This window comes from Shimia sp. R9_2 (assembly GCF_017743735.1).
Lineage (GTDB): Bacteria > Pseudomonadota > Alphaproteobacteria > Rhodobacterales > Rhodobacteraceae > Shimia.
The window spans coordinates 143,404-166,420 of the sequence record NZ_JAGHRO010000004.1; the positions used below are offsets into that span (position 1 = coordinate 143,404).

Genomic DNA, 23,017 nt, shown 5'->3' on the forward strand with positions numbered 1-23,017 from the left:
GCCTACTCCTGCATCTGCTCCAGCATCTCGACCACATAAGGCCCCAGAACAGGGACAATCGCCGCCACCCCGTCCGCATTTGGATGAATGCCATCTGGCTGCATCAGCGCCCGAAGCTGATCTTCCGGCAAATCCCGGATGGCGGCAAAGAAATCCGGCGCAAGCGTCAGGTTGTAGTCCTCCGCCAAGGCTCCATACATGCCATCAAAGTCCTGCTTGTAGCCCGCACCAAAATTCATCGGCGCTTGCACTCCGACCAGCATCACGTCCACGTCCGCTGCCTGTCCGGCCTCCACGATGCCCGCAAGATTGGCTTTGCTCACCGCCGGATCAATCCCGCGCAGCGCGTCATTGCCGCCCAGAGACACAATCATCGCATCCACATCCGGCCCCAGCGTCCAGCCCACACGTGACAAGCCACCCTGCGTCGTGTCACCGGACACGCCAGCATTTTGCAGCTTCACATCATGGCCTTGCGCAATCAGCCAGGCTTCAAGCTGCGGCACAAACCCGGCGCCCTGCGCAACGCCATAGCCGTGGGTCAGACTGTCCCCCAAAGCGGCAATGACAACGGTCTCCGCCTTGGCCGCAGAAACGCTTAATGGGACGCTTAAAATGCCAAATGCCAATGCCTTGCCGCAACGCGACACGGCCCCATATAGAGAGGAATGAAGTTTCAACAGGCGACCTCCGACATGTCATCCATACTCTCTCTCAAAGATGCGACTTTAGCGCTGGATAGCAATGCCGGACGGATAGAAATTCTGCATGGGATCTCGCTTGATGTAGCCGCACGTGAAACTTTGGCGCTTGTTGGGCCTTCGGGTTCCGGCAAATCCTCACTCCTGATGCTCATGGGCGGGCTTGAGCGCGCAACCTCTGGTCAGATCATGGCGCTGGATCACGATCTTTCGGCCATGGATGAGGATGCCCTTGCGCGCTTCCGCCGAGAAAACATGGGCGTGGTGTTTCAAAATTTCCACCTGATCCCCACCATGACCGCGCTGGAAAACGTCGCCACCCCTCTGGAGCTGGCGGGTCGCAGCGATGCCCAAGAGCGCGCCCGTGCCGAGCTTGAGGCCGTCGGCCTCGCACACCGCGCCGATCATTACCCAAGTCAGATGTCCGGCGGGGAGCAGCAACGCGTTGCGCTGGCCCGCGCCTGCGCCCCATCACCGCGACTGCTTCTGGCAGATGAGCCTACCGGCAACCTTGATCAGGTAACCGGCGAAACCATCATGGATCTGCTCTTTGATCTGCACGCCAAACGCGACACGACCCTGATCATGGTGACCCATTCCAACAGCCTCGCCGCTCGTTGTGAACGGGTGGTGCGCCTGCGTGACGGTCGCTTGGATGATGAAACCCATCTTGCACCTGTTGCATCCGAGGCGCTCGCATGAGCCTGTCAGCCGCAACGCGCATCGCGCGCCGGGAAATCCGGGGCGGGTTGCGCGGCTTCACCGTCTTTCTCGCTTGCCTAATCCTTGGCGTCGCCACCATCGCAGCCATCGGCTCTGTACGCAGTGCCATCCAAACCGGCCTCAGCTCCGAGGGCGCGACGCTCTTGGGAGGGGATGCGGAAATGAGCTTCACCTACCGCCGCGCCACCGAGGAAGAGCGCGCATGGATGGCCACCAACACCACGGGAAGCTCCGAAATCATTGATTTCCGCTCCATGGTGGTTGTCCCGGGGGAGGCCGAGACCGAACGCGCATTGGCGCAGGTCAAATCGGTGGACACTGCCTATCCGCTGGTGGGCGCGGTCTCTTTGTCGCCAGACAGCTCCTTGGAGGACGCGCTGAACGGCCAGAACAACTTACCCGGCGCGGTACTCCACGGGCTTTTGGCTGATCGTCTTGACCTTTCTCCCGGCGACACCTTCCAACTGGGGTCTCAAACCTTCGTCTACATGGCCCGTCTTCTACGGGAGCCCGACACCGGCGATGGTTTCTCCTTCGCCCCCCGCGCGCTTGTGCGCACAAATGATCTGTCTGAAAGCGGCCTGCTTGCCCCCGGCACGCTTTTCACCTCTCACTATCGCCTCAACCTGCCTGCGCAAGCCGACCTCGCCACGCTTGAGGCAGACGCCCGCGCCGCCTTTGAAACCACCGGCCTGCGGTGGCGCGACAGCCGCAATGGCGCGCCCGGCATCACCCGGTTTGTCGAACGCTTCGGCGCTTTCCTGATCCTCTTGGGTCTTGCCGGCCTTGCCGTGGGCGGCGTTGGCATTTCCACCGCGATCCGCGCCTATCTCGCGCGTAAGACCGAAACCATCGCCACCCTGCGCAGCCTTGGTGCCGAGCGCCGCACGATCTTTCTCAGCTATTTCCTGCAAATCGGCTTTGTGGCCCTCATCGGTGTCACCTCAGGCCTGATCCTTGGCGCGTTGCTGCCTATCCTGCTCGCTCCGCTGATCACCGCTGTACTGCCTTTTCCGGCAAGTTTTGCGATCTATCCGCTCCCGCTGATCGAAGCCGCACTCTACGGCACATTGGCCGCCGCCATCTTCACCCTCTGGCCGCTGGCGCGCGTGGAAAACGTGCGCCCAAGCGCACTCTTTCGCGACCAGCTTGGTCAAACCCGCCACTGGCCAGCCCTGCGCTATATGCTCACAGTTGTGGGCCTAATCGCTTTGCTGATCGCCCTCGCAAGCTGGCTTTCAGGCTCAGCGCGCCTCACGATCTGGTTCGCGGCGGGCGTCGCCATCGCCATGTTCGCGCTGACTGTCGCCTCGGCCGGACTGCGCGCATTGCTCAACAGCCTCTCCCAACGTCTGCGCCAATCCCCGCAAGTCCGCTGGGCGCTGCAATCCGTGGGCCGCGCCTCAGAAGCGACAACCCCGGTCGTGCTATCCCTCGGCTTGGGCCTGAGCGTGCTTGCCACCGTTGGCCAGGTGGACGGCAATCTGCGCAACGCCATTGCCAGTGATCTGCCCGAAGTCGCGCCCTCCTTCTTTTTTGTCGACATCCAGCGCGATCAGATGCCGCTTCTGGAAGCTGACTGGGCAGACACGCCAACCATCCAAGATGTCGAAAACGCCCCCATGCTGCGCGGCGTGATCACCCGGATCAACGACCGCCCCGCCAAAGACGTGGCCGGCGACCACTGGGTCATTCGCGGCGACCGTGGCGTGAGCTATGCCAGCGACATGCCCGAAGGCACCAAACTCACCGCTGGCACATGGTGGGATCCCAAGCATGCAGGCACGCCCCAGATCAGCTTTGCCGATGAAGAAGCCGAAGAGATGGGCCTCTCACTGGGCGACAGCATGACGATCAACATCCTCGGGCGAGATATCACCGGTATAGTCACCAGCTTCCGTGAGGTGGATTTCTCCAACGCGGGCATGGGCTTTGTCATCATCATGAACGAAGCCGCCCTCGCAGGCGCGCCCCACAGCTTCATCGCAACTGTCTATGCGGAGGCTGAGAGCGAAGCGACCCTGTTGAAAGAGGTGTCTGAAACCTACCCCAATGTCACCGCGATCCATGTGCGCGACGCCGCCCAACAGGTTTCAGACCTGGTGGCGCAGCTGGCCAATGCCACAACTTACGGCGCTTCCACCATCCTGCTCACAGGTCTTCTGGTGATTTTTGGCGCCGCCGCCGCGGGCCAGTCCGCGCGCACCTATGAAGCCGCCGTTTTGAAAACCCTCGGCGCAACACGCGGCCAGATCCTCAAAAGCTTCGCTTGGCGCGCAGCCCTTCTGGGCGGTGCTGCGGGTGGTGTCGCTCTCGCGGTTGGCCTGCTTGGAGGCTGGGCCGTGATGACCTTTGTGATGGAGAGCGATTTTATCGTCATTTGGCCCAACGCTTTATGGATCCTCAGCGCCGGCATCCTCGCCAACCTCTTGGCCGGTCTTGTCTTTGCCTGGCCTTCGCTGGCAACGCGCCCGGCCCGTATTCTGCGCGCCAGAGACTAAAGAAAAAAAGCCCACCCCCAAAATCTTCTCATTCAAGAAGTATCCCGGGGGTAAGCTTGTGGTCACACAAGTGAGGGGGCTGCCCCCCTCGCCTTATTCCGCCGCTTCAGCGTAATCATCCATTGGAGGACAGGTGCAGACCAGATTGCGGTCGCCAAAGGCGTTGTCGACCCTGTTCACAGGTGGCCAATACTTATCGACACGGAATGCGCCCGGCGGGAAGCAGCCTTGCTCACGGCTGTAGGGGCGATCCCATTCTTTCACGAGGTCTTCCATCGTATGCGGCGCGTTTTTCAGCGGATTGTTTTCCGCATCAATCCGCCCTTCTTCGATGTCACGGATCTCCTCGCGGATGGCCAGCATCGCCTCACAGAACCGATCAATCTCGGCTTTGTTCTCGGACTCGGTCGGCTCAATCATCAGCGTGCCAGCGACCGGCCAGCTCATGGTCGGTGCGTGGAACCCAGCATCCATCAGGCGTTTGGCAATGTCATCCACCGTGATCCCAGCGCTCTCAGCAAACGGGCGCGTGTCGATGATACATTCATGCGCCACACGTCCGGATGGACCCTTATAAAGCACATCAAACGCGCCTTCGAGCCGCTTCGCGATGTAGTTCCCGTTCAGGATCGCCACACGGGTCGCCTGTGTCAGACCTTCCCCGCCCATCAAGAGCACATAGGCCCAGCTGATCGGCAAAAGGCTGGGTGAGCCAAACGGCGCCGCCGAAACAGGCCCCTCAGAGCCACCTGTCTCCGGATGCCCCGGAAGGTGTTCCACCAGATGCGCTTTCACACCAATCGGCCCCATGCCGGGGCCACCTCCACCATGAGGAATGCAGAAGGTCTTGTGCAGGTTCAGGTGGCTTACATCGCCACCAATATCGCCAGGACGGCTCAGCCCAACCATCGCATTGAGGTTCGCCCCATCGATATACACTTGCCCCCCATGCTGGTGCGTGATGCCACAAACCTCATGCACCGTGTCCTCAAACACACCATGCGTGGACGGATAAGTGATCATACACCCAGCCAGCTCATCGGCATGTTTTTCAGCCTTCGCGCGGAAGTCTTCCAGATCAATGTCACCGTTTTCGGCAGATTTCACCGGAACCACTTTCCAGCCCACCATCTGCGCCGACGCCGGGTTGGTGCCATGCGCGCTCATCGGGATCAGGCAGACGTTACGATGTGCTTCCCCGCGCGCCCGGTGATAGGCTGCAATGGTCAAGAGCCCTGCATATTCGCCTTGCGCGCCAGAATTGGGCTGCATGGAAATCGCATCATAACCGGTGATCTGGCACAGCTTGTCGTTCAGATCATCAATCAGCTGCGTGTAGCCCTGCGCCTGATCTTTTGGCGCATAGGGGTGCATCAGAGAAAACTCCCGCCAGCTCACCGGCATCATTTCCACGGCGGCATTGAGCTTCATGGTGCACGACCCAAGCGGGATCATCGCGCGATCAAGCGCCAAGTCCCGATCCGCCAGACGGCGCATGTAGCGCATCATTTCAGTCTCTGCCCGGTTCATGTGGAAAATCGGGTGATCCAGATAGCCCGAGCTGCGCAACAGCGCCTCTGGCAGGCGGTACTCAGGCTCAAAGTCGTCGTCATCCTGCACAATGCCAAAGGCACGCCAAACCGCTTCAATCGTCTGCGGGCGGGTCATCTCATCGAGCGAAATGCCCACTTTGGTTTTGCCCACTTTGCGCAGGTTGATGCCCTCTTGCACCGCATGTTGCAGCACACCACGTTGCAGTAGGCCCACATCCACCGTGATCGTGTCAAAGAAATCGGTCGGCTCCACCGTGAAGCCCGCCGCTTCAAGCCCGCGCGCCAATCGTACGGTCTTGCGATGAATGCGCTGCGCGATGGCCTTCAGGCCCTTGGGGCCATGAAACACCGCATACATCGAGGCCATCACCGCCAACAGCGCCTGCGCCGTACAGACGTTGGAGTTGGCTTTCTCACGGCGAATGTGCTGCTCCCGTGTCTGCAAAGACAGGCGGTAGGCACGGTTGCCGTGGCTGTCGATAGACACCCCGATAATGCGGCCCGGCATCGCCCGCTTAAAGGCATCGCGGCAGCTCATGTAAGCGGCGTGCGGGCCGCCATAGCCCACCGGCACGCCAAAGCGCTGCGTGCTGCCCACGGCAATATCCGCCCCCATCGCACCCGGTTCTTTGAGCAGGGTCAGCGCCAGAATATCGGCCGCCACAACACCAATCGCCTTGGTGGCATGCAGCGCCTCCATTTCCTTGGAGAAATCGCGCACATGGCCATGGGTGCCCGGATATTGGAAGATCGCGCCAAAGACCTTTTCCGCGTCCAGATCATCCGGATGACCGATGATAATCTCGATATCCAAGGGCGCGGCGCGGGTTTGCATCACGGCGATGTTCTGCGGATGGCAGTTTTCATCCACAAAAAAGGCCTTGGCTTTGGATTTTGAGACCCGCTGCGCCATGGTCATCGCTTCGGCACAGGCGGTGGCCTCATCCAGCAGCGAAGCGTTTGCAACCTCAAGCCCGGTCAGATCGCTGACCATGGTCTGATAGTTCAAAAGCGCCTCAAGGCGGCCCTGCGAAATCTCGGGCTGATAAGGCGTATAGGCTGTATACCACGCCGGGTTCTCCAAAATGTTGCGCTGGATCGCAGGTGGCGTGACCGTGCCATAATACCCTTGCCCGATCAGGCTGGTCAGCACTTTGTTCTTACCGGCGGTTTCGCGCATGTGTCGCAGCACTTCCCGCTCAGACATTGGGCGGCCAAAATCCAGCGGCTCTTTCTGACGAATGCTGTCCGGCACGGTGTCATCAATCAGCGCATCAAGGCTGTCTGCGCCGATCACCTGCAACATCGCTGCCATCTCCTCAGGAGACGGGCCGATGTGGCGGCGGTTGGCAAAATCATAGGGTAGATATTCAGTTGGGGTGAAGGTCATCGGTGTCTCCTCAACGATCCGCAGCCGCAGGTGCGGGAAAAAAGCTGGGCGTCGGCTCGACCACAGAGGCCGAACCAATCAAATTTCATGTGTGATCATCGGGGTATAAACGGCCGGGCTCCGCCCGTTCGCACCTGAAACGGTCCTCAGGGCCGTTTTCAAGACGGTGCTCACCCAATGAAATCTTTGTAAGCGGCCTCGTCCATATAGTCGTCCATCTGGCTCAGATCGGACGGCTTGATCTTGAAGAACCAAGCGCCTTCCATTGGGTCTTCGTTCACTTTGCCCGGCTCATCCACCAGCGGTTCGTTGACCTCAACGATTTCCCCATCCAGCGGCGCAAGGATGTCGCTGGCCGCTTTCACGGACTCAATCACACAGACTTCTTCGTCTTTGGTCACTTCGGTGCCTGCCTCTGGCAGCTCCACAAACACCACATCGCCCAGCTGCTCGCTGGCGTGCTCTGTGATGCCCACCACGATCAGGTCACTTTCTTCGCGCAGCCATTCGTGCTCTTCTGTGAATTTCATTGCTTGCTCTCCTGTTGCTCAACGTTTGAAATTGGCAGGCACCAGCGGCATCTTCGCCACTGTCACCGGCATGCGCTTGCCACGCACTTCGCCAAAGATTTCTGTGCCCGGCGACGCCTGCGCGCTGCCGACATATCCCATGGCCACAGGGCCATTCAGCGTGGGGCCAAAACCGCCAGAGGTGACCTCGCCAATCGGGTCACCGCCCTCTGCTTCGGCAAAAAGCTGTGTGCCAGCACGCATAGGAGCACGCCCCTGTGGCGCAAGCCCCACGCGCTTGCGCGCCACACCCTCGGCCAGATCTCCATAGATCCGGTCGGCACCGGGGAAGCCGCCTGCCCGTTCGCCATCTGCGCGGCGCACTTTCTGGATGGCCCAGGTCAGCGCCGCTTCAATCGGGGAGGTCGCCACATCAATGTCATTGCCATAAAGACACAGCCCGCCCTCAAGGCGCAGACTGTCACGTGCGCCTAGCCCAATCGGCTCTACCTCTTCCATCGCCAGAAGTTTGCGGCACAGGCCCTCTGCCGCGTCGGCAGGAATGGAGATCTCATAGCCGTCTTCACCGGTGTAGCCCGACCGGCTGACCCAACAGGCCACCCCATCAAGCTCTACATCCGCAAAGTCCATAAACGCCATATCGGCCACAGCCGGGTTCAGACGTGCCAAAGCGGCCTCAGCCGCTGGCCCCTGCAGCGCCACCAATGCGCGATCGGTGATCTCCGTCACCGAAACGTCCGGCGTCAAAGCCCCGATCATCCGCGCGATGTCAGCTTCCTTACAGGCCGCATTCACCACAACGAACAGATGATCACCCCGATTGGCAAACATCAGGTCGTCCTCGATGCCACCGGCGTCGTTGGTGAAGAACCCGTAGCGTTGCCGCCCCGCGCCCAGACCGAGCACATCCATTGGCACCAAAGTCTCAAAAGCCTTGGCAGCGGCGCCATAATTCTCGGCTTTCAGCACCACCTGCCCCATATGGCTGACGTCAAACAGACCTGCCGCCGCACGTGTGTGCAAGTGTTCCTTCATCACGCCCATCGGGTATTGCACCGGCATGTCATAGCCCGCAAACCCAACCATCTTGGCGCCCAGCTCAATATGCAGATCATATAGCGGCGTGCGCTTCAGCTCTGCGACCGACTCTCCCATAGGCTTTGCCCTTATCTACCCGGGCGCATCCATGTTTGATGGTCACATCCGGCATCCCATAACCGCGCAGCAAATCTGCACGTGCGATGCCCCCTCTGTCCTTCAGCCTGAGATCGTTATCCCTTCGGCGGACGCCCATAGGCGCCACTCTCCAGAGTCTTTATGTCGGTGTGTCGGTCCCTGTGGCCTGAGAGTTTCCGGGGCGGTTGCTCCTTCGGCACCGGACTACTCCGGTTCTCCCGATTCACCTTGGGTGCACGGTAGTATACCGAACGCAGTGAGACAAGCCACGTTATCGTGTTATTTATCGCGCAATCAATTTTGATTAATCTACAGGCACTTGGCTTACCGACGCGCCGGACCTTTGTGGCACGGCTCAGGCGTCAAGATATTGAGCAAGGCGTTGTTTTCACACATCAAAGTGTCCAGCGTGACCTGATCAAGGCGCGCATAAAAGGCCTCTGCGGCTTCGGTCAAAATGGGTTTCAGACGACAAGCGCTTACCATAGGGCAAGTGGTATCCACATCCGCAAAACACTCCGCCAAAGGCACCGGCCCTTCCATGGCCCGGAAAACATCTCCGACACAGATGTCCTTTGTGTCATGCGCCAGCCTAACCCCTCCGCTGCGTCCACGATGGGTGTCCAAAACCCCCAACAAAGCGAGCTTGTGAATCACCTGCGCGAGATGGTTTTCAGAAGCCGCACAGACCCCAGCGATCTCATGTTTGGTGACAAGACGATCAGGGTTCGCCGCGCAATACATCAGCACACGCATCGCAATATTGGTCCGTTTGGTGATGCGCATATGAAAGTTCCCGCTTTACCCTTGCCTTTTAACTCCCCGTTAGCCGGTGTGACAGAATGCGCATAGGAAAGCATTGACATGGATCAAGCTGCGTGATCCCTACATTTCATGACCGCGTCCTACTTCTTCGGCTACGGCAGCCTCGTGAACGAAAAAACACACGATTACGAGGACTTGCACAAAGCAACCCTGCAAGGCTGGCGCCGCGCATGGCGACATACAAACCTGCGCCCGATTGCATTCTTGACCGCTGAGCCTGATGAAACCTGCGAAATCGAAGGCATCATCGCGCATGTGCCAAACGACGATTGGGCTGCGCTGGATGAACGGGAATTCGCCTACGACAGAGTGGGCGCGACCTCGGCCATCCGTCACGCAAAACCTGCCGAAATTGACATCGCAGTCTACCATGTCCCTGCAGAACAAGGCCTGTCACCGGACGTCCGCCACCCGATCTGGCTCAGCTATCTCGACGTGGTGGTCCAGGGATACCTGAGACATTTTGGCGAGGCCGGTGTCGCCCGTTTCTTTGAAACAACGGCCGGATGGGACGCGCCAATTCTAAACGACAGAGCCGCCCCAAACTATCCGCGCAAGCAAGATCTGAGCGCAGATGAAACGGCGCTGGTGGATATGCATCTCCGCGTAGTCGGTGCAAAGATCATCACATAGACCTTTGTAAACACAAAAAAAGGCGGCCATGCCTGACCGCCTCTCGCAAGCTCTCTATCCGGATTTTCAGAGCATCAACTGATAGCTTGCCGGCGCATATTTATAGGCGCCGTCGTGGCTTTCGACATAGCCCACAGCAGGCCATGGCATGTGATAGCCGACAAACGGCACCTTATCCGCCGCCAGCATATCAAGCACTTTGCGACGGGTCGCGGCGGCTGCGGCTTTATCCATGTCAAATTTCACTTCCCAGTCCGGATAGGCCAGCGACCAGACGTAGTGGTTGGCAAAATCCGCACAAAGCATGATCTGTTTGCCATCGCTTTCGATCATATAGGCCATATGACCGGGCGTGTGGCCAAAGGTGCCAACGGCGGTGATGCCACTTGCCACCGAGGCACCATCCTCAATCATATCAAAACGCTCTGCATTTGGGCGTATCTTGCCCTCAAACGCTTTGTTGCCATCGGTTTTCGCCCAAGCGTCAAACTCCACGCGGCCGGTCAAATGCTGCGCATTGCCAAAGGTCACACCGCCCTCGCCCGCAACACCGCCGATGTGGTCGCCATGCATATGCGTGATCACAACCTTATCCACCTGATCCGGTGTGTAACCCGCCGCAGCCAGTGCCCCAGTGATTGCCTCGGGGCTCAAGCCCGCATCAAACAGCACAAGCTCGTCGCCGGTGTTCACAATGGTGGGCGTAAAGAAAAACTGTGCCGCATTGGTCGGGATGTTGGCTGCCTCGGAGGCTTTGGCAAACTCTTCGGCGCTCACATTCATACCAAAGATGTTCTGTGGACCTTCAACAGTACGTGTCCCCACCAAAAGCGTGGTCACTTCAAACTGGCCCAGTTTCATCCGGTTAAACCGCGTGGTGCCCACGCCCTTCATCTCAGCCTTTGCTAAACTCTGGCTTGGCAGCAAAGTTGCCGCAACCGGGGCAGCGGCTGCGCCTGCCAACATACTGCGGCGGGTCAATTTGGCTCGTTTGGTCATGGTCCAATCCTCCTGCGGAAAAATATCTATTTTTTGATATTGTTGGGGCTACGATAGATTTATGCGTTTGGATTGCAATTCACGGTCCCTTGAGGAGGAGGAACCAGCCCACTTTCCTTACGTGAATATTAAGAAATCGGGCTCAACCGCCCTTGTTGCGCGGATCTAAGCCGGATTTCTGGACAAAATGACATTCATGTGGGAAGGGAGGCCCCAACAGGAGATTCCCATGACGACGACCCGTTTCGCCCCTTCGCCAACCGGCTATATCCACGTTGGCAACCTGCGCACCGCGCTGATGAACTACCTGATCGCTCGCAAATCGGGCGGCACCTTCATCCTGCGCATTGACGACACCGACCCTGAGCGGTCCAAACAGGAATATGTGGATGCCATCCAGGAAGATCTGGAATGGCTCGGCCTGACCTGGGACCGAATGGAGCGTCAATCCACCCGTCTGGAGCGCTATGAAGACGCCGCGCAGCAACTACGCGATATGGGCCGCTTCTATGAATGCTTTGAAACGCCAACCGAGTTGGACCTCAAGCGCAAGAAACAGCTCAACATGGGCAAACCGCCGGTTTATGACCGCGCCGCGCTTGCACTGTCGGAAGACGAGAAAGCCGCTCTGCGCGCGGAGCGTGGCAATGGTCACTGGCGCTTTAAGCTCGACCACGCCCGCATCGAATGGACCGATGGCATCCTGGGCGATCGCTCGATTGACGCCGCTTCTGTCTCTGATCCGGTCCTGATCCGTGCGGATGGTCAGTTCCTCTACACGCTGGCCTCTGTCTGTGATGACATCGATTTTGGCATCACCGATGTTGTGCGCGGCTCGGATCACGTGACCAACACCGCAACCCAAATTCAGATCATCGAGGCTCTGGGCGGCGGCGTGCCAAACTTCGCGCACCACTCCCTGCTGACCGGCCCGCAGGGCGAAGCGCTCTCCAAACGCCTCGGCACCTTGGCCTTGCGCGATCTGCGCGAAGCGGGCGTGGAGCCGATGGCGCTCCTGAGTTTGATGGCGCGCCTTGGCAGCTCAGACCCGGTTGAGCTGCGCGGCTCCATCGAGGAGATCGCCGAAGGCTTTGACGTCAACAAATTCGGCGCAGCGCCCACCAAATTTGACGAGCAGGATCTCTACCCGCTCACCGCCAAAGTGCTGCACGACAAACCGCTCTCCGAAATGGCCGACGACATCGCCGCCGCGGGCGTGCCTGCTGATCTGGCCGAGCGTTTCTGGAATGTGACCCGCGAAAACATCACCACCCGCAAAGACATCGCGCCATGGTGGGATCTCTTCGCCAACGGTGCTGAGCCTGCGATTGAAGACGAAGATCAGGACTTCATCAAAGAAGCCATGGCGCTCCTGCCCGAAGGCCCGTTTGACGACAGCACCTGGGGCAACTGGACCTCAGCCGTGAAAGAAGCCACCGGCCGCAAAGGCCGCGGCCTGTTCATGCCTCTACGCAAAGCCCTCACCGGCCAAAGCCACGGCCCGGACATGTCATCCGTGATGCCGCTTTTGCAAGTGATCAAAGCCCGCGGCTGATCAATCGACAAGAAAAACGGCGCGTCTTAAAGAGGCGCGCCGAAAATTGTCGGGTTGGGATAACACGGCACCTTGAGAATAAATGTCAGCTCTAAATACAAAGTCTATGTTGTAGGTCACATTTGCTCAGGAAGTAGCTTTTCGCTTTGGGTCGTAAACCGATTGAACTGCAATGCGTCTTCTGCACCATCCGCTTCAAAAAATAGTCCGATAAAACACAAATCAGCATAGTAACGTGAAGGCTTGCAAGTCTCTTGCGCGAAACTGGTAGCTTTAGTCGCTTTATTTCTGGGAACTCGAGTACACAAGTTCGAATAGCCTGACAATATCTTAGGAGGATCGAACTGGAAAACCACGCATCCTCCTTGTCCTTCATTCAAAACGTAAATGTCAGACTTGTAGTGGTATAGACTTGAACCTCTCCACCAGCCAGTGTCGGACAAAAGCTCAACCTGAATACTGTTTTCTCCATCCAAAATCGTCAGGTAGCGATCCCAGTCCGATTGCAAGCTGAACAATCCAACCAAAGAAATCTCGACCCTACGTCCTTCTTCGATGGTAGCTGTTTCATTGTGTTCGTCATTGCAGGCCGTAAAAACGAAAAAGAACAGCACCGAGCGAAAAAATGCAGGCATAAATGACCTCGACGAGCGTTTCGACAACGAAAGAGTAGTATAGTCAATGTGGGCTCGCCCTAACCACTACCGGCTAGGACAGACAAGCACCACGCTAATCCGCCCTACCCAACTATGTTCCCTCAACCACTCTTTACCGCAGCCGTCACAATCACCTCAACCTTGAGCACATCCCGCGCCAGCTTCGCCTCGCCGCAGGCCCGCGCCGGGGCATGGCCCTCAGGCACCCAGGTGTCCCAGACCGCGTTCATCTCGGAAAAATCACTCATATCAGACAGCCAGACAATGGCCTGCAAAATGTGCTCACGATCAGAGCCCGCCTCTTCCAGCAGAGCATCCACGCGCGATAGACAATCACGGGTTTGCTCCGCCACGGTCTCTCCCGCGCCAACCTGACCACACAGTTAGGCCACCTGATTGTGGATCACGATTTTGGACATGCGGGTGCCGGTATGGATGCGCTCTATCATGGTTCAAGCCTCTGTTGTTTTGTACTTTGACGATATCATTCAGCTCGGATCGCGGAACCGGTTCACAATCGGATAGCGCCGATCGAGCCAAAACGCTTTCTTGCTCAATCTCGCACCGGGGGCGGACTGAAACCGCTTGTATTCGCTGATGTAAACCAGATGCTCCACACGTTTGACCGTCTCTCGATCATAGCCCGCAGCCACACACTCCGCGACGGATTTGTCTTCATCCACCAACATGTAGAGGATCGCGTCCAACACATCATAAGGCGGCAGGCTGTCCTCGTCTTTCTGATCCGGACGCAGCTCCGCTGAGGGCGGTTTGTCGATGATCGCAGGTGGGATAACCTCGCCTTCCGGCCCCATCATCCAGTCCCGATGTACCTCATTGCGCCAGCGCGAGGTCTCAAACACGCGGGTCTTATACATGTCTTTGATCGGGTTATAGCCGCCCGCCATATCGCCATAGATCGTGGCATAGCCCACCGCGACCTCAGATTTATTGCCTGTGGTCAGCAGCATTTCCCCAAACTTGTTGGACATCGCCATGAGCAGCAGCCCGCGAAGACGGCTCTGAATGTTCTCTTCGGCAAGCCCGGTCTCAAGCCCCTCAAACAGCGGCGCCAAAGTATTGGTGATTGCATCCCGCCCCTCTGAGATGGGCACATAGTCATAGCGCACGCCAAGCCGTTCAGCGATGTCTTTCGCGTCATCCAGTGAGCCTTGCGACGTATATTCACTTGGCAGCATCACACAGCGCACATTCTCCGCGCCTAGCGCATCCACGGCAATAGTCGCCACCAGCGCGCTGTCAATGCCGCCTGACAAGCCCAGCAAAACTTTGGAAAATCCACTCTTGCCCATGTAATCGCGCAGAGCTTCTACGCAGACGCGGTAATCCTGTTCCTCGCCCGCAGGCAAAACGGCTTTTGGCCCCTCTTTGCAGTGCCAGCCCTCAGCGGTGCGCTCAAAATCCACATGGGCCACAACCTCGTCAAACACCGGCAGCTGCACCGCCAATTGCCCGCCCGGGTTCAGCACAAAGGAGCCGCCATCAAACATCTGATCGTCTTGGCCACCCACCATGTTGAGGTAGACCAACGGCAATCCGGTCTCGATCACCCGCGCCACCATATGGTTCATGCGACGATCAAACTTGTCACGATAATAAGGCGATCCATTGGGCACCACGAGGAACTCCGCACCGGTTTCCTCCAGCGTCTCCGGCACATCCTCAAACCACGCATCCTCACAGACGGGCGAGCCAACCCGAACGCCGTTCACACTGTAAGGCCCTCCCATCGGCCCGCTTGTGAAGAGGCGCTCTTCGTCAAACACGGTGTAGTTCGGCAAATTGTGTTTGCGTTGAATATGCGCAATCTTGCCATCCCGCAGAATGAAGTAAGCGTTGTAAAGCGCGTCGCCCTCTTTCAACGGTCCGCCAACGGCCACCACCGGCCCGTCGGCGCAGTCTTTGGCCAGTTGCCCAATCTCTGCCAGCGCGGCCGCCTGCAGCGCAGGTTTCAGGATCAAATCCTGCGCGTTGTAGCCGACGATGAACATCTCCGGGAAAGCCACCATATCCGCACCCGCCGCTTTGGCTTCCTGCCAAACAGCGCGCACTTTGTCCGCATTCCCAGACAAATCCCCCATGACCGGATTGGCCTGTGCCAATGTCAAACGGAATGTATCGGCCATGGGTGTTCTCCTATGCTGCAGGTCTTGTTCTGCGGGTCTTGCCAGAGATGTAGCAGACACAGCGCCAAGGAAAAGCGCAAAGCACAGCAATTTAACCCCTGTCTCCTCACTCTGCTCAGGACTTACACGCGAAAAAGCGCAAAACAGTTTGCCCCGCCGAACCCCATGTCCTAAAATCAGGTTAATGCTTCTCGCGTCCATGAGGAGCGATTTGGGGAAAAGTCGAGGCCAAAAATATGCGCGGAACTCAGGCACTTACATTAGCCATCCTGCTCGCGGGCACAGCAGCCTTTGCACAGGACAGCCAGGTTCTGACAAAACAATATGACGACGGCGGTGTGTATGAAGGCACCTTTAAGGGCGGTTTGCAGCACGGAACCGGCAGTTATCGCTTGCCCAACGGCTATGAATATGAGGGCGAATGGGCTGACGGAGAGATCCGCGGTCAGGGCATTGCCCGCTTCCCCAACGGCTCTGTTTATGAGGGGGCTTTTGCCAAAGGCAAACCGCATGGGTTTGGCAAAATCACCTTCACCGACGGCGGCACATATGAAGGCGAATGGGTCGACGGCAAAATCACCGGTACAGGTGTCGCCAGCTACGCCAATGGCGTGCGCTACGAAGGCAGCTTCCAGAATGCCAACCACCACGGCAAAGGCGTGATGATAAGCCCCGCAGGCTATCGCTATGAAGGCGATTGGATCAATGGCGTCAAAGAAGGCCTTGGTAAAATCACCTATAATGACGGCACCATCTATGACGGTGAAATCAAAGGCGGCGAACGCGCAGGCCAAGGCCGCCTCACCATGCCCGGTGGGTTGGTCTATGAAGGCAATTGGGTTGCAGGCCAGATCGAAGGCGACGGCACCCTGACCCAACCCAACGGCGACGTCTATGTGGGGCAACTCGTTGGCGGCAAACGCCAAGGCAAAGGCTTTGTCACCTACGCCAATGGAGACACTTACGAAGGAGACTTCAGCGCCGATCAACGCGATGGTCAGGGCACATTCACCGGCACCGATGGCTATGTCTATATCGGCGCATGGGTCGAAGGCCACATCGCAGGCCAAGGTCAGGTCACCTACCCGGATGGGTCTGTCTATGTGGGTCAATTTCAGGATGATCTTGCCGACGGTCAGGGCAAAATCACCTACACCGACGGATCAACCTATGAAGGCGATTGGAAGGCTGGCGTGATCGACGGCGCGGGCAAGGCAACCTATGCCAACGGTCTGGTCTATGAGGGTGAATTCAAAAGCGCGCGCAATCACGGCCGTGGCGTGATGACATATGCGGATGGCTACCGCTATGAAGGCGAATGGCAAAACGGTCAGCGCCACGGCACCGGTACTGCAACCTACGCTGACGGCACCGTCTACACCGGACAATTCGCCAATGGTCAGCGCGAAGGCAGCGGCGAAATTATCATGCCCGACGGCTTCAAATATTCCGGCCAATGGCAAGCTGGCGAGATCAACGGCATTGGCGTAGCGACCTACGCAAATGGCGACATCTACGAAGGCACATTCAAGGCTGGCAAACGTCAGGGCGAAGGCACGATGCGCTATGCCTCAGGCGAGGAACGCAGCGGCAACTGGAACAATGGCTCGCTCGCCGAAAACGCTGCCGCTCAGACCGACGGCTGAGATACCGAATCAAACATCTACAAAGCCGCGCCCTGAGCACGGCTTTTCTGTTTTGTGGGAGAAGGTCTCCTCCGCTACCAGGGCACAGGCGCGCCCGCATAGTCATAAAAGCTCCCGCTTTCCTTGGGTGACAAACCGTCCAACACATCCAGCAAAGCCTGCGCAGCCACCGTCGCGCTGTGCTTCTTATGGGCCGGGTAATTGGCAGTAAAAGATGTCTCCACAGTGCCCGGATGCAGCGCCACACAAATGGACTGTTTGTGGCTACGGCCCAACTCAATCGCACCGGTTCGGATCACCTGATTGAGTGCCGCTTTGGAGGCGCGATAAGAGTACCACCCCCCTGCGCGATTGTCGCCGATTGCCCCGACCCGCGCCGACAAGGCCGCAAAAATGCTTCGCTCTTTGCGCGGCAATAACCGCGCGGCGTGGCGCATCACCAAAGCCGGCCCAATTGTATTGACCGCGAATTGAGCGGCCATCTCCTCAGCAGTCACCTCCCGCAGCGTTTTCTCTGGCCCCTGTCGGGTCACCACCAAGGCACCCGTCGCCACAAAGGCAAGCTGAAACACACCCTCAACTGCATTCAATGACGCCTCAACAGTCTCAGGGTCTGTTATGTCAAACCCGTTACGCGCGCGGGAAAGCCCCACCACCTCGGCGCCACGCTCTCTCAAGCTATCCGCTATCGCCGCACCAATGCCGCCGCTGTCGCCAATCACCAAGGCCCGCACATTCAATTTCCTTCTTTTCAAGAGCATACGGCGCAGCCCCGCCCATAGCTTCATTTTGGTCAAAAGCGCTTTAGATGTTCCCGCTTTGCTGTGAGACCGGCACCGTCCCGACGTCCCGCGCCATCCTCGCTTACAAAGCAGGCCACTTTTGCTCTTTTCATTTACCCTTCGGCATGTATAACTCTGCGTCATGACACGTTTGGCCCATATCGCAACATCCGCACGCCTTCCGGCGCCGTTTGCGCGTGGCCTAGACCTACTCCTAGTCCGCCTCTGAGCGTGACCGTGTCGGCGCGCGTGCTCAGAGGAGAGATGTCCGCGCCGAATGTATAAAGCACCTCGCGTTTTTATAAGTTCAAACAGAATCGACTTTTGCGTTTCCCCTATGGAATAAGCCGCAAGCAAGAGATTCAAACCAAACGCAAAGTGCCCTGAACCGCCCAACGGCACCCCGACACTGACAGGCCTCTAGGGAACCCTATGCAAACATCCAGTTTCTTTGAAAAACAGCCATATTTTTCAAATTCTTGGGGCCCAAGCACTGTTGCGCCGCAAGGCATTCCCAATTTCGGAGACCGCACCAATACCGCGATCTTCCCCCCGCATATCTAAACAGGAACCAAACCCATGTCCGACAACCGCGTTGTTATTTTTGACACCACCCTGCGCGACGGCGAGCAAAGCCCCGGCGCCACCATGACCCATGACGAAAAGCTCGAAATCGCTGAGATGCTGGATGACATGGGGGTGGACATCATCGAAGCCGGTTTCCCGATCGCTTCTGAAGGCGATTTCGCCGCTGTTTCCGAGATCGCCAAGCGCGCCAAAAACTCCCGCATCTGCGGTCTTGCACGCGCCAACATCGCAGACATCGACCGCTGCTGGGAAGCGGTGAAACATGCGGAGAAAAACCGCATCCACACCTTTATCGGCACCTCGCCTCTGCACCGCGCCATTCCAAACCTCACCATGGATGAGATGGCCGACAAGATCCACGAGACTGTCAGCCACGCCCGCAATCTCTGTGAGAACGTGCAGTGGTCCCCGATGGATGCTACCCGGACCGAGTGGGACTATCTCTGCCGCGTGATCGAAATTGCCATCAAAGCCGGTGCCACCACCATCAATATCCCAGATACCGTGGGCTACACCGCCCCAATGGAAAGCGCTGATCTGATCAAGAAACTGATCGAAACCGTGCCCGGCGCAGATGATGTGATCTTCGCAACCCACTGCCACAACGACCTCGGCATGGCGACCGCCAACTCGCTGGCCGCTGTGGCCGGTGGTGCGCGTCAGATCGAATGCACCATCAACGGTCTGGGCGAGCGCGCGGGCAACACCGCGCTTGAAGAAGTCGTGATGGCGCTGAAGGTGCGCAATGACATCATGCCTTGGACCACAGGCATCGACACCACCAAGCTCATGAACATCTCTCGCCGCGTGGCGACCGTTTCCGGTTTCCCGGTGCAGTTCAACAAAGCCATCGTCGGGAAAAACGCCTTCGCACATGAGTCTGGCATTCACCAGGATGGCATGCTGAAGAACAAAGAGACCTTCGAAATCATGCGCCCGGAAGACGTGGGCCTCTCCGGCACCTCCCTGCCTCTGGGCAAACACTCCGGCCGCGCCGCACTGCGCGACAAGCTGGAACAGCTCGGCTTTGAAGTGGGCGACAACCAGCTCAAAGACATCTTTGTGCGTTTCAAAGAGCTGGCCGACCGCAAGAAAGAAGTGTTTGACGACGACATCGTGGCCCTCGTCCGGGCGGGTGGCGGCGAAGATGCCGAAAACGATCATCTACAGCTCGTCTCCATGAAAGTGGTCTGCGGCACCGGCGGCCCGGCAGAATCCACTGTCGAGATGGAAGTGGACGGCGAAGACGTGACCGCGACCTGCGAAGGCGACGGCCCGGTGGATGCGACCTTCAAAGCGATCCGCAAAATCCACCCCAACACCGCCCGCCTGCAGCTTTATCAAGTAAGCGCCGTGACAGAAGGCACCGACGCGCAGGCCACGGTCTCTGTGCGTCTGGAAGAAGACGGCGTGATCGCAACCGGCCAGTCAGCCAATACCGACACGGTTGTGGCCTCCGCCAAAGCCTACATCCATGCGCTGAACCGCCTGCTCGTGCGCCGCGACAAAGTCGGCGAAGGTGTGGACGCCAAAGAGGTGTCTTACAAAGATCTGGCGTAAGCACTCATCTTATTATCAATAAAAAAGGCCGCCAAACAGGGCGGCCTTATTTCCGGGGTGATCTAAGATCTCCCCAAATCTTCCAGGATCGGGCAATCCGGTCGTGCATCCCCTGCACAGCTCTCCACCAGATGGCTCAACGTCGCCCGCATCGCCTGCAAATCGGCGATCTTCGCGTCAATTTCCATCAAATTCCGCTCCGCAACACGCTTCACATCGGCACTCGCCCGCCCTTGATCTTCATAGAGCGCCAAAAGCGTCCGGCAGTCTTCAATAGAAAACCCAAGCCCCCGCGCCCGGCCCAGAAACGCCAGTTTATGCAGGTCCGTTTCTGAAAAGCTGCGGTATCCATTCTCTCCGCGCGCGGGCGTCACAAAGCCGATGTCCTCATAATAACGGATCGTCTTCGCGGGCAGCCCGGAGCGTTTGGAAACTTCTCCGATGTTCATGCGCCCTCCTCCCGCAAAACCGGCGCAACACGGCGCAAGCGCAGCGCATTTGACAGTACAAACACACTGGACAGCGCCATGGCCCCTGCCCCCAGCATAGGCGACAAAGCAGGCCCACCAAAGGGCACCAGAATGCCTGCGGCCACCGGGATCAGCGCAACGTTGTAGCCAAAGGCCCAAAACAGGTTCTGCCCGATATTGCGGATCACGCGACGGCTCACTTCAAAGGCGTTGATCACACCGCCCACGTCGCCGGACATCAGCACCACATCTGCCGCCTCTATTGCCACGTCCGTGCCCGTGCCAATCGCCAGTCCGACATCCGCGCTGGCCAATGCAGGTGCATCATTGATGCCATCCCCAACAAAGGCCAGGCTGCCAAAGCGCGCGCGCAGCTCTTCCAGCGCGGCCACTTTCCCATCCGGAAGAACTTCGGCCACCACATGATCAATCCCCAAGTGCGCGGCCAAAGCCTCCGCTGTGCCACGCGCGTCGCCGCTGATCATCGCCACCTTCAAGCCCATGTCATGCAGCGCATGAACAGCTGCTGCCGAGCCGGGTTTGATCGGATCAGACACAGCCAGCACCGCCGCAGCCCGCCCGTCGATCGCCACACAGATCGGTGTTTTCCCACCTGATGCAAGATCCTCAATCTGCGTCTCAAACGCCGCACAGGAAACCGCTTCCTGCGCCATGTACCGCGCCGCACCGACCAACACAGACCGTCCAGACACCTCAGCAGAAATCCCCATGCCAACCTGCGCTTCAAATCGCGTGGCACGTGGCACATCCAGCCCGCGCGTCTCTGCCGCACGCACCAAAGCCTGCGCCAAAGGATGTTCCGAGGAGGCCTCTGCCGCCGCAACAAGTGCCAGCACATCTGCTTCTTCAAACCCTTCAGCCAGCGCCACATCCGTCAGTTCCGGCTGGCCCATCGTCAGCGTGCCAGTTTTGTCAAAGGCCACCACATTGCAATCACGAAGGCTCTGCAACGCATCCCCTTTGCGAAACAGCACGCCCAGCTGTGCTGCGCGGCCCGTGCCCACCATGATCGAGGTCGGCGTCGCCAGCCCCATGGCGCAAGGACAAGCAATGATCAGCACCGCCACAGCCGCCACAATCGCATGGCCGAACGCCGGGCTCGGCCCCAACACCATCCAGATCCCAAAGGTCAGTGCCGCCACAGCCATCACAGCCGGCACAAACACCGCTGTCACGCGATCCACCCGCGCCTGAATCGGCAACTTCGCACCCTGCGCCTCGCGCACCATCGCAACGATCCGCGACAGCATGGTGTCCCGCCCGACCTTCTCGGCCTCATAGCGCAACGCGCCCTGCCCGTTGATCGTGCCACCAATCACCGCATCCCCTGCAGCTTTCGCCACCGGGACCGGCTCACCTGACAACATGCTCTCATCCACAAAGGATTGCCCGTCAATCACGCGCCCATCCACGGCCACACGCTCGCCGGGCCGCAAATGCAAAACGTCCCCCACAGCCACGGCATCAATGGAAATCTCCTGCACCGCGCCCTTGCGCTCCACTCGCGCCACCCGCGGCTGAAGCCCCATCAACTGCCGGATCGCCTCCCCCGTTCGCCCCTTGGCGCGTGCTTCCATCCAGCGCCCAGTAAGGATTAGCACCACAATCACCGCTGCCGCCTCATAATAGACATGCGCGGTGCCCGCAGGCAGCAAGCCGGGGGCAAAGGTTGAGACCACAGAAAAAAAATAGGCCGCGCTGGTGCCCAAAGCGACCAGCGAATTCATCTCTGGCGCACCTTTGATCAGCGCCGGAAACCCTTTGGCGTAGAACTGTCGCCCCGGCCCGATCAGCAAAGCCGACGTCAGCGCAAACTGCATCAGATAGAGCGCCTGCATCCCCACTTGGGCCATCAACCAATGATGCAGCGCCGGAACCAAATGCCCGCCCATTTCGGTCACAAACACCGGTAACGCCAGCGCCGCAGCGATCAGCACATCGCGCTTCAGTTTCGCCGCCTCGTCAGCCTTGTGATCGACCTCCTCGGCACCCTCTTCCTGCAGCCGCGCAGGGTAGCCCGCCTTGGTGCTGCGTGCCGCAATCTCGCTCGGCGTGGCCTCACCTTCGAGATATTCAACGGTCGCAGTTTCGCTGGCAAAGTTCACGTTGGCCGCCACCACGCCCGGCGTTTCGGACAGAGCCGCCTCAGCCCGGCGCACACAGCCTGCGCAGCTCATACCCGCCACATCATAGGTCACCGACCGAACACGCGCTGGATATCCCGCGTCCTTCAAGGCCCCCAAAACCGCTTCGGTGCCGCCTTCCATCACCACCACACGTGCGCTCTCATTGGCCAAATTGACCTCTGCAGATTGCACCCCTTCAGTCTTCGCCAAGGCTTTTTCAGCACGTGAAACGCATGCGGCACAGTTCAGGCCGTCAAGATGAAAGGTCAGTGTTTGCATGGATCTGTCTTTTCTGAGTCGGCGTCACCCGCCACTAAGGGATATAAAGGTTCCAGTAAGTGGAAGGTCAAGGCCACTTAGCAGAGCATGTCGTTTGCCCACGAATTGCGCCTAAGAGCCCCCAACACATTGATATTGATCAACAACCCGTTGATT

General features: G+C 58.5%; 17 protein-coding genes, 1 pseudogene and 1 riboswitch. Of the genes and pseudogenes, 6 read left to right on the top strand and 12 right to left on the bottom strand.

All coding sequences use genetic code 11. The features are described from left to right. Window positions 1-2: 2 nt before the first annotated feature. Complete coding sequence (locus J7400_RS11660) at window positions 3-680, bottom strand: arylesterase (RefSeq protein WP_247738768.1); 678 nt, start codon at window positions 678-680, stop codon at window positions 3-5. A 15-nt stretch (window positions 681-695) separates the two neighbouring features. On the opposite strand from J7400_RS11660, the gene J7400_RS11665 reads away from it, so the two are divergent. After that, window positions 696-1,403 carry an ABC transporter ATP-binding protein gene (locus tag J7400_RS11665; RefSeq protein WP_209063350.1) on the top strand — a complete coding sequence of 236 codons (708 nt, stop codon included), beginning with the start codon at window positions 696-698 and terminating at the stop codon, window positions 1,401-1,403. Next, a complete protein-coding gene (locus J7400_RS11670; protein ID WP_209063352.1) occupies window positions 1,400-3,925 on the top strand; it encodes an FtsX-like permease family protein in 2,526 nt (841 codons plus the stop codon). Before J7400_RS11665 ends, J7400_RS11670 begins: the two co-directional genes overlap by 4 nt. A gap of 93 nt (window positions 3,926-4,018) precedes the next feature. Here the strand turns inward: J7400_RS11670 and gcvP are convergent, their stop codons facing one another. From gcvP to J7400_RS11690, 4 genes are all read right to left on the bottom strand, one after another. Further along, a complete protein-coding gene (gene gcvP, locus J7400_RS11675; protein WP_209063354.1) occupies window positions 4,019-6,868 on the bottom strand; it encodes an aminomethyl-transferring glycine dehydrogenase in 2,850 nt (949 codons plus the stop codon). A 170-nt stretch (window positions 6,869-7,038) separates the two neighbouring features. Next, entirely contained in the window at window positions 7,039-7,398 is a 360-nt protein-coding gene (gene gcvH / locus J7400_RS11680; RefSeq protein WP_209063356.1) for a glycine cleavage system protein GcvH, read from the bottom strand. A gap of 18 nt (window positions 7,399-7,416) precedes the next feature. Beyond that, the gene (gene gcvT, locus J7400_RS11685) at window positions 7,417-8,553 is read right to left on the bottom strand and encodes a glycine cleavage system aminomethyltransferase GcvT (RefSeq protein WP_209063358.1); all 1,137 of its coding nucleotides are present in this window, start codon (window positions 8,551-8,553) and stop codon (window positions 7,417-7,419) included. A gap of 164 nt (window positions 8,554-8,717) precedes the next feature. Beyond that, window positions 8,718-8,805: riboswitch (glycine riboswitch) on the bottom strand. Between the two features lie 93 nt (window positions 8,806-8,898). After that, window positions 8,899-9,360 (bottom strand): Rrf2 family transcriptional regulator, encoded by a 462-nt coding sequence (locus tag J7400_RS11690; RefSeq protein WP_209063360.1) that lies wholly within the window; start codon window positions 9,358-9,360, stop codon window positions 8,899-8,901. 108 nt (window positions 9,361-9,468) lie between these two features. Between J7400_RS11690 and J7400_RS11695 the strand changes: the two genes are divergently transcribed. Then, window positions 9,469-10,032, top strand: a complete 564-nt coding sequence (locus J7400_RS11695; RefSeq protein WP_209063362.1) for a gamma-glutamylcyclotransferase family protein — start codon at window positions 9,469-9,471, stop codon at window positions 10,030-10,032. Window positions 10,033-10,098: 66 nt separating this feature from the next. Here J7400_RS11695 and J7400_RS11700 read toward each other — a convergent pair whose 3' ends face one another. Next, the gene (locus J7400_RS11700; protein WP_209063364.1) at window positions 10,099-11,031 is read right to left on the bottom strand and encodes an MBL fold metallo-hydrolase; all 933 of its coding nucleotides are present in this window, start codon (window positions 11,029-11,031) and stop codon (window positions 10,099-10,101) included. Between the two features lie 229 nt (window positions 11,032-11,260). On the opposite strand from J7400_RS11700, the gene gltX reads away from it, so the two are divergent. After that, complete coding sequence (gene gltX / locus J7400_RS11705; RefSeq protein WP_209063365.1) at window positions 11,261-12,586, top strand: glutamate--tRNA ligase; 1,326 nt, start codon at window positions 11,261-11,263, stop codon at window positions 12,584-12,586. Between the two features lie 116 nt (window positions 12,587-12,702). On the opposite strand, the gene J7400_RS11710 is transcribed toward gltX, so the two are convergent. From J7400_RS11710 to J7400_RS11720, 3 genes and pseudogenes are all read right to left on the bottom strand, one after another. After that, complete coding sequence (locus J7400_RS11710; RefSeq protein WP_209063368.1) at window positions 12,703-13,221, bottom strand: hypothetical protein; 519 nt, start codon at window positions 13,219-13,221, stop codon at window positions 12,703-12,705. A 122-nt stretch (window positions 13,222-13,343) separates the two neighbouring features. After that, window positions 13,344-13,691: pseudogene (locus J7400_RS11715) on the bottom strand (RidA family protein). 39 nt (window positions 13,692-13,730) lie between these two features. Continuing rightward, window positions 13,731-15,389 carry an NAD+ synthase gene (locus tag J7400_RS11720; protein WP_209063369.1) on the bottom strand — a complete coding sequence of 553 codons (1,659 nt, stop codon included), beginning with the start codon at window positions 15,387-15,389 and terminating at the stop codon, window positions 13,731-13,733. A gap of 236 nt (window positions 15,390-15,625) precedes the next feature. Between J7400_RS11720 and J7400_RS11725 the strand changes: the two genes are divergently transcribed. Beyond that, window positions 15,626-17,035, top strand: a complete 1,410-nt coding sequence (locus J7400_RS11725) for a 2-isopropylmalate synthase (RefSeq protein WP_209063372.1) — start codon at window positions 15,626-15,628, stop codon at window positions 17,033-17,035. A 74-nt stretch (window positions 17,036-17,109) separates the two neighbouring features. On the opposite strand, the gene J7400_RS11730 is transcribed toward J7400_RS11725, so the two are convergent. After that, on the bottom strand, window positions 17,110-17,796 hold the full coding sequence (locus tag J7400_RS11730; protein WP_209063373.1) for an SDR family oxidoreductase: 687 nt from the start codon (window positions 17,794-17,796) through the stop codon (window positions 17,110-17,112). 600 nt (window positions 17,797-18,396) lie between these two features. Between J7400_RS11730 and J7400_RS11735 the strand changes: the two genes are divergently transcribed. Then, entirely contained in the window at window positions 18,397-19,965 is a 1,569-nt protein-coding gene (locus J7400_RS11735) for a 2-isopropylmalate synthase (protein ID WP_209063375.1), read from the top strand. A gap of 62 nt (window positions 19,966-20,027) precedes the next feature. Here the strand turns inward: J7400_RS11735 and cueR are convergent, their stop codons facing one another. Together cueR and J7400_RS11745 are read right to left on the bottom strand one after the other, a co-directional pair. Next, window positions 20,028-20,414 carry a Cu(I)-responsive transcriptional regulator gene (gene cueR / locus J7400_RS11740; protein ID WP_209063378.1) on the bottom strand — a complete coding sequence of 129 codons (387 nt, stop codon included), beginning with the start codon at window positions 20,412-20,414 and terminating at the stop codon, window positions 20,028-20,030. Then, on the bottom strand, window positions 20,411-22,861 hold the full coding sequence (locus J7400_RS11745; RefSeq protein WP_209063380.1) for a heavy metal translocating P-type ATPase: 2,451 nt from the start codon (window positions 22,859-22,861) through the stop codon (window positions 20,411-20,413). Before J7400_RS11745 ends, cueR begins: the two co-directional genes overlap by 4 nt. Window positions 22,862-23,017 lie beyond the last annotated feature (156 nt).

What these genes read in the sequence shown, in the direction of transcription:
- J7400_RS11665 (WP_209063350.1), top strand. Translation starts at nt 696, where the DNA reads ATGTCATCCATACTCTCTCTCAAAGATGCGACTTTAGCGCTGGATAGC.
- J7400_RS11710 (WP_209063368.1), bottom strand. Translation starts at nt 13,221, where the DNA reads ATGCCTGCATTTTTTCGCTCGGTGCTGTTCTTTTTCGTTTTTACGGCC.
- J7400_RS11725 (WP_209063372.1), top strand. Translation starts at nt 15,626, where the DNA reads ATGCGCGGAACTCAGGCACTTACATTAGCCATCCTGCTCGCGGGCACA.
- J7400_RS11695 (WP_209063362.1), top strand. Translation starts at nt 9,469, where the DNA reads ATGACCGCGTCCTACTTCTTCGGCTACGGCAGCCTCGTGAACGAAAAA.
- J7400_RS11720 (WP_209063369.1), bottom strand. Translation starts at nt 15,389, where the DNA reads ATGGCCGATACATTCCGTTTGACATTGGCACAGGCCAATCCGGTCATG.
- J7400_RS11670 (WP_209063352.1), top strand. Translation starts at nt 1,400, where the DNA reads ATGAGCCTGTCAGCCGCAACGCGCATCGCGCGCCGGGAAATCCGGGGC.
- gcvT (WP_209063358.1), bottom strand. Translation starts at nt 8,553, where the DNA reads ATGGGAGAGTCGGTCGCAGAGCTGAAGCGCACGCCGCTATATGATCTG.
- J7400_RS11735 (WP_209063375.1), top strand. Translation starts at nt 18,397, where the DNA reads ATGTCCGACAACCGCGTTGTTATTTTTGACACCACCCTGCGCGACGGC.
- J7400_RS11690 (WP_209063360.1), bottom strand. Translation starts at nt 9,360, where the DNA reads ATGCGCATCACCAAACGGACCAATATTGCGATGCGTGTGCTGATGTAT.
- gcvP (WP_209063354.1), bottom strand. Translation starts at nt 6,868, where the DNA reads ATGACCTTCACCCCAACTGAATATCTACCCTATGATTTTGCCAACCGC.
- cueR (WP_209063378.1), bottom strand. Translation starts at nt 20,414, where the DNA reads ATGAACATCGGAGAAGTTTCCAAACGCTCCGGGCTGCCCGCGAAGACG.
- gcvH (WP_209063356.1), bottom strand. Translation starts at nt 7,398, where the DNA reads ATGAAATTCACAGAAGAGCACGAATGGCTGCGCGAAGAAAGTGACCTG.
- J7400_RS11700 (WP_209063364.1), bottom strand. Translation starts at nt 11,031, where the DNA reads ATGACCAAACGAGCCAAATTGACCCGCCGCAGTATGTTGGCAGGCGCA.
- J7400_RS11730 (WP_209063373.1), bottom strand. Translation starts at nt 17,796, where the DNA reads ATGCTCTTGAAAAGAAGGAAATTGAATGTGCGGGCCTTGGTGATTGGC.
- J7400_RS11745 (WP_209063380.1), bottom strand. Translation starts at nt 22,861, where the DNA reads ATGCAAACACTGACCTTTCATCTTGACGGCCTGAACTGTGCCGCATGC.
- gltX (WP_209063365.1), top strand. Translation starts at nt 11,261, where the DNA reads ATGACGACGACCCGTTTCGCCCCTTCGCCAACCGGCTATATCCACGTT.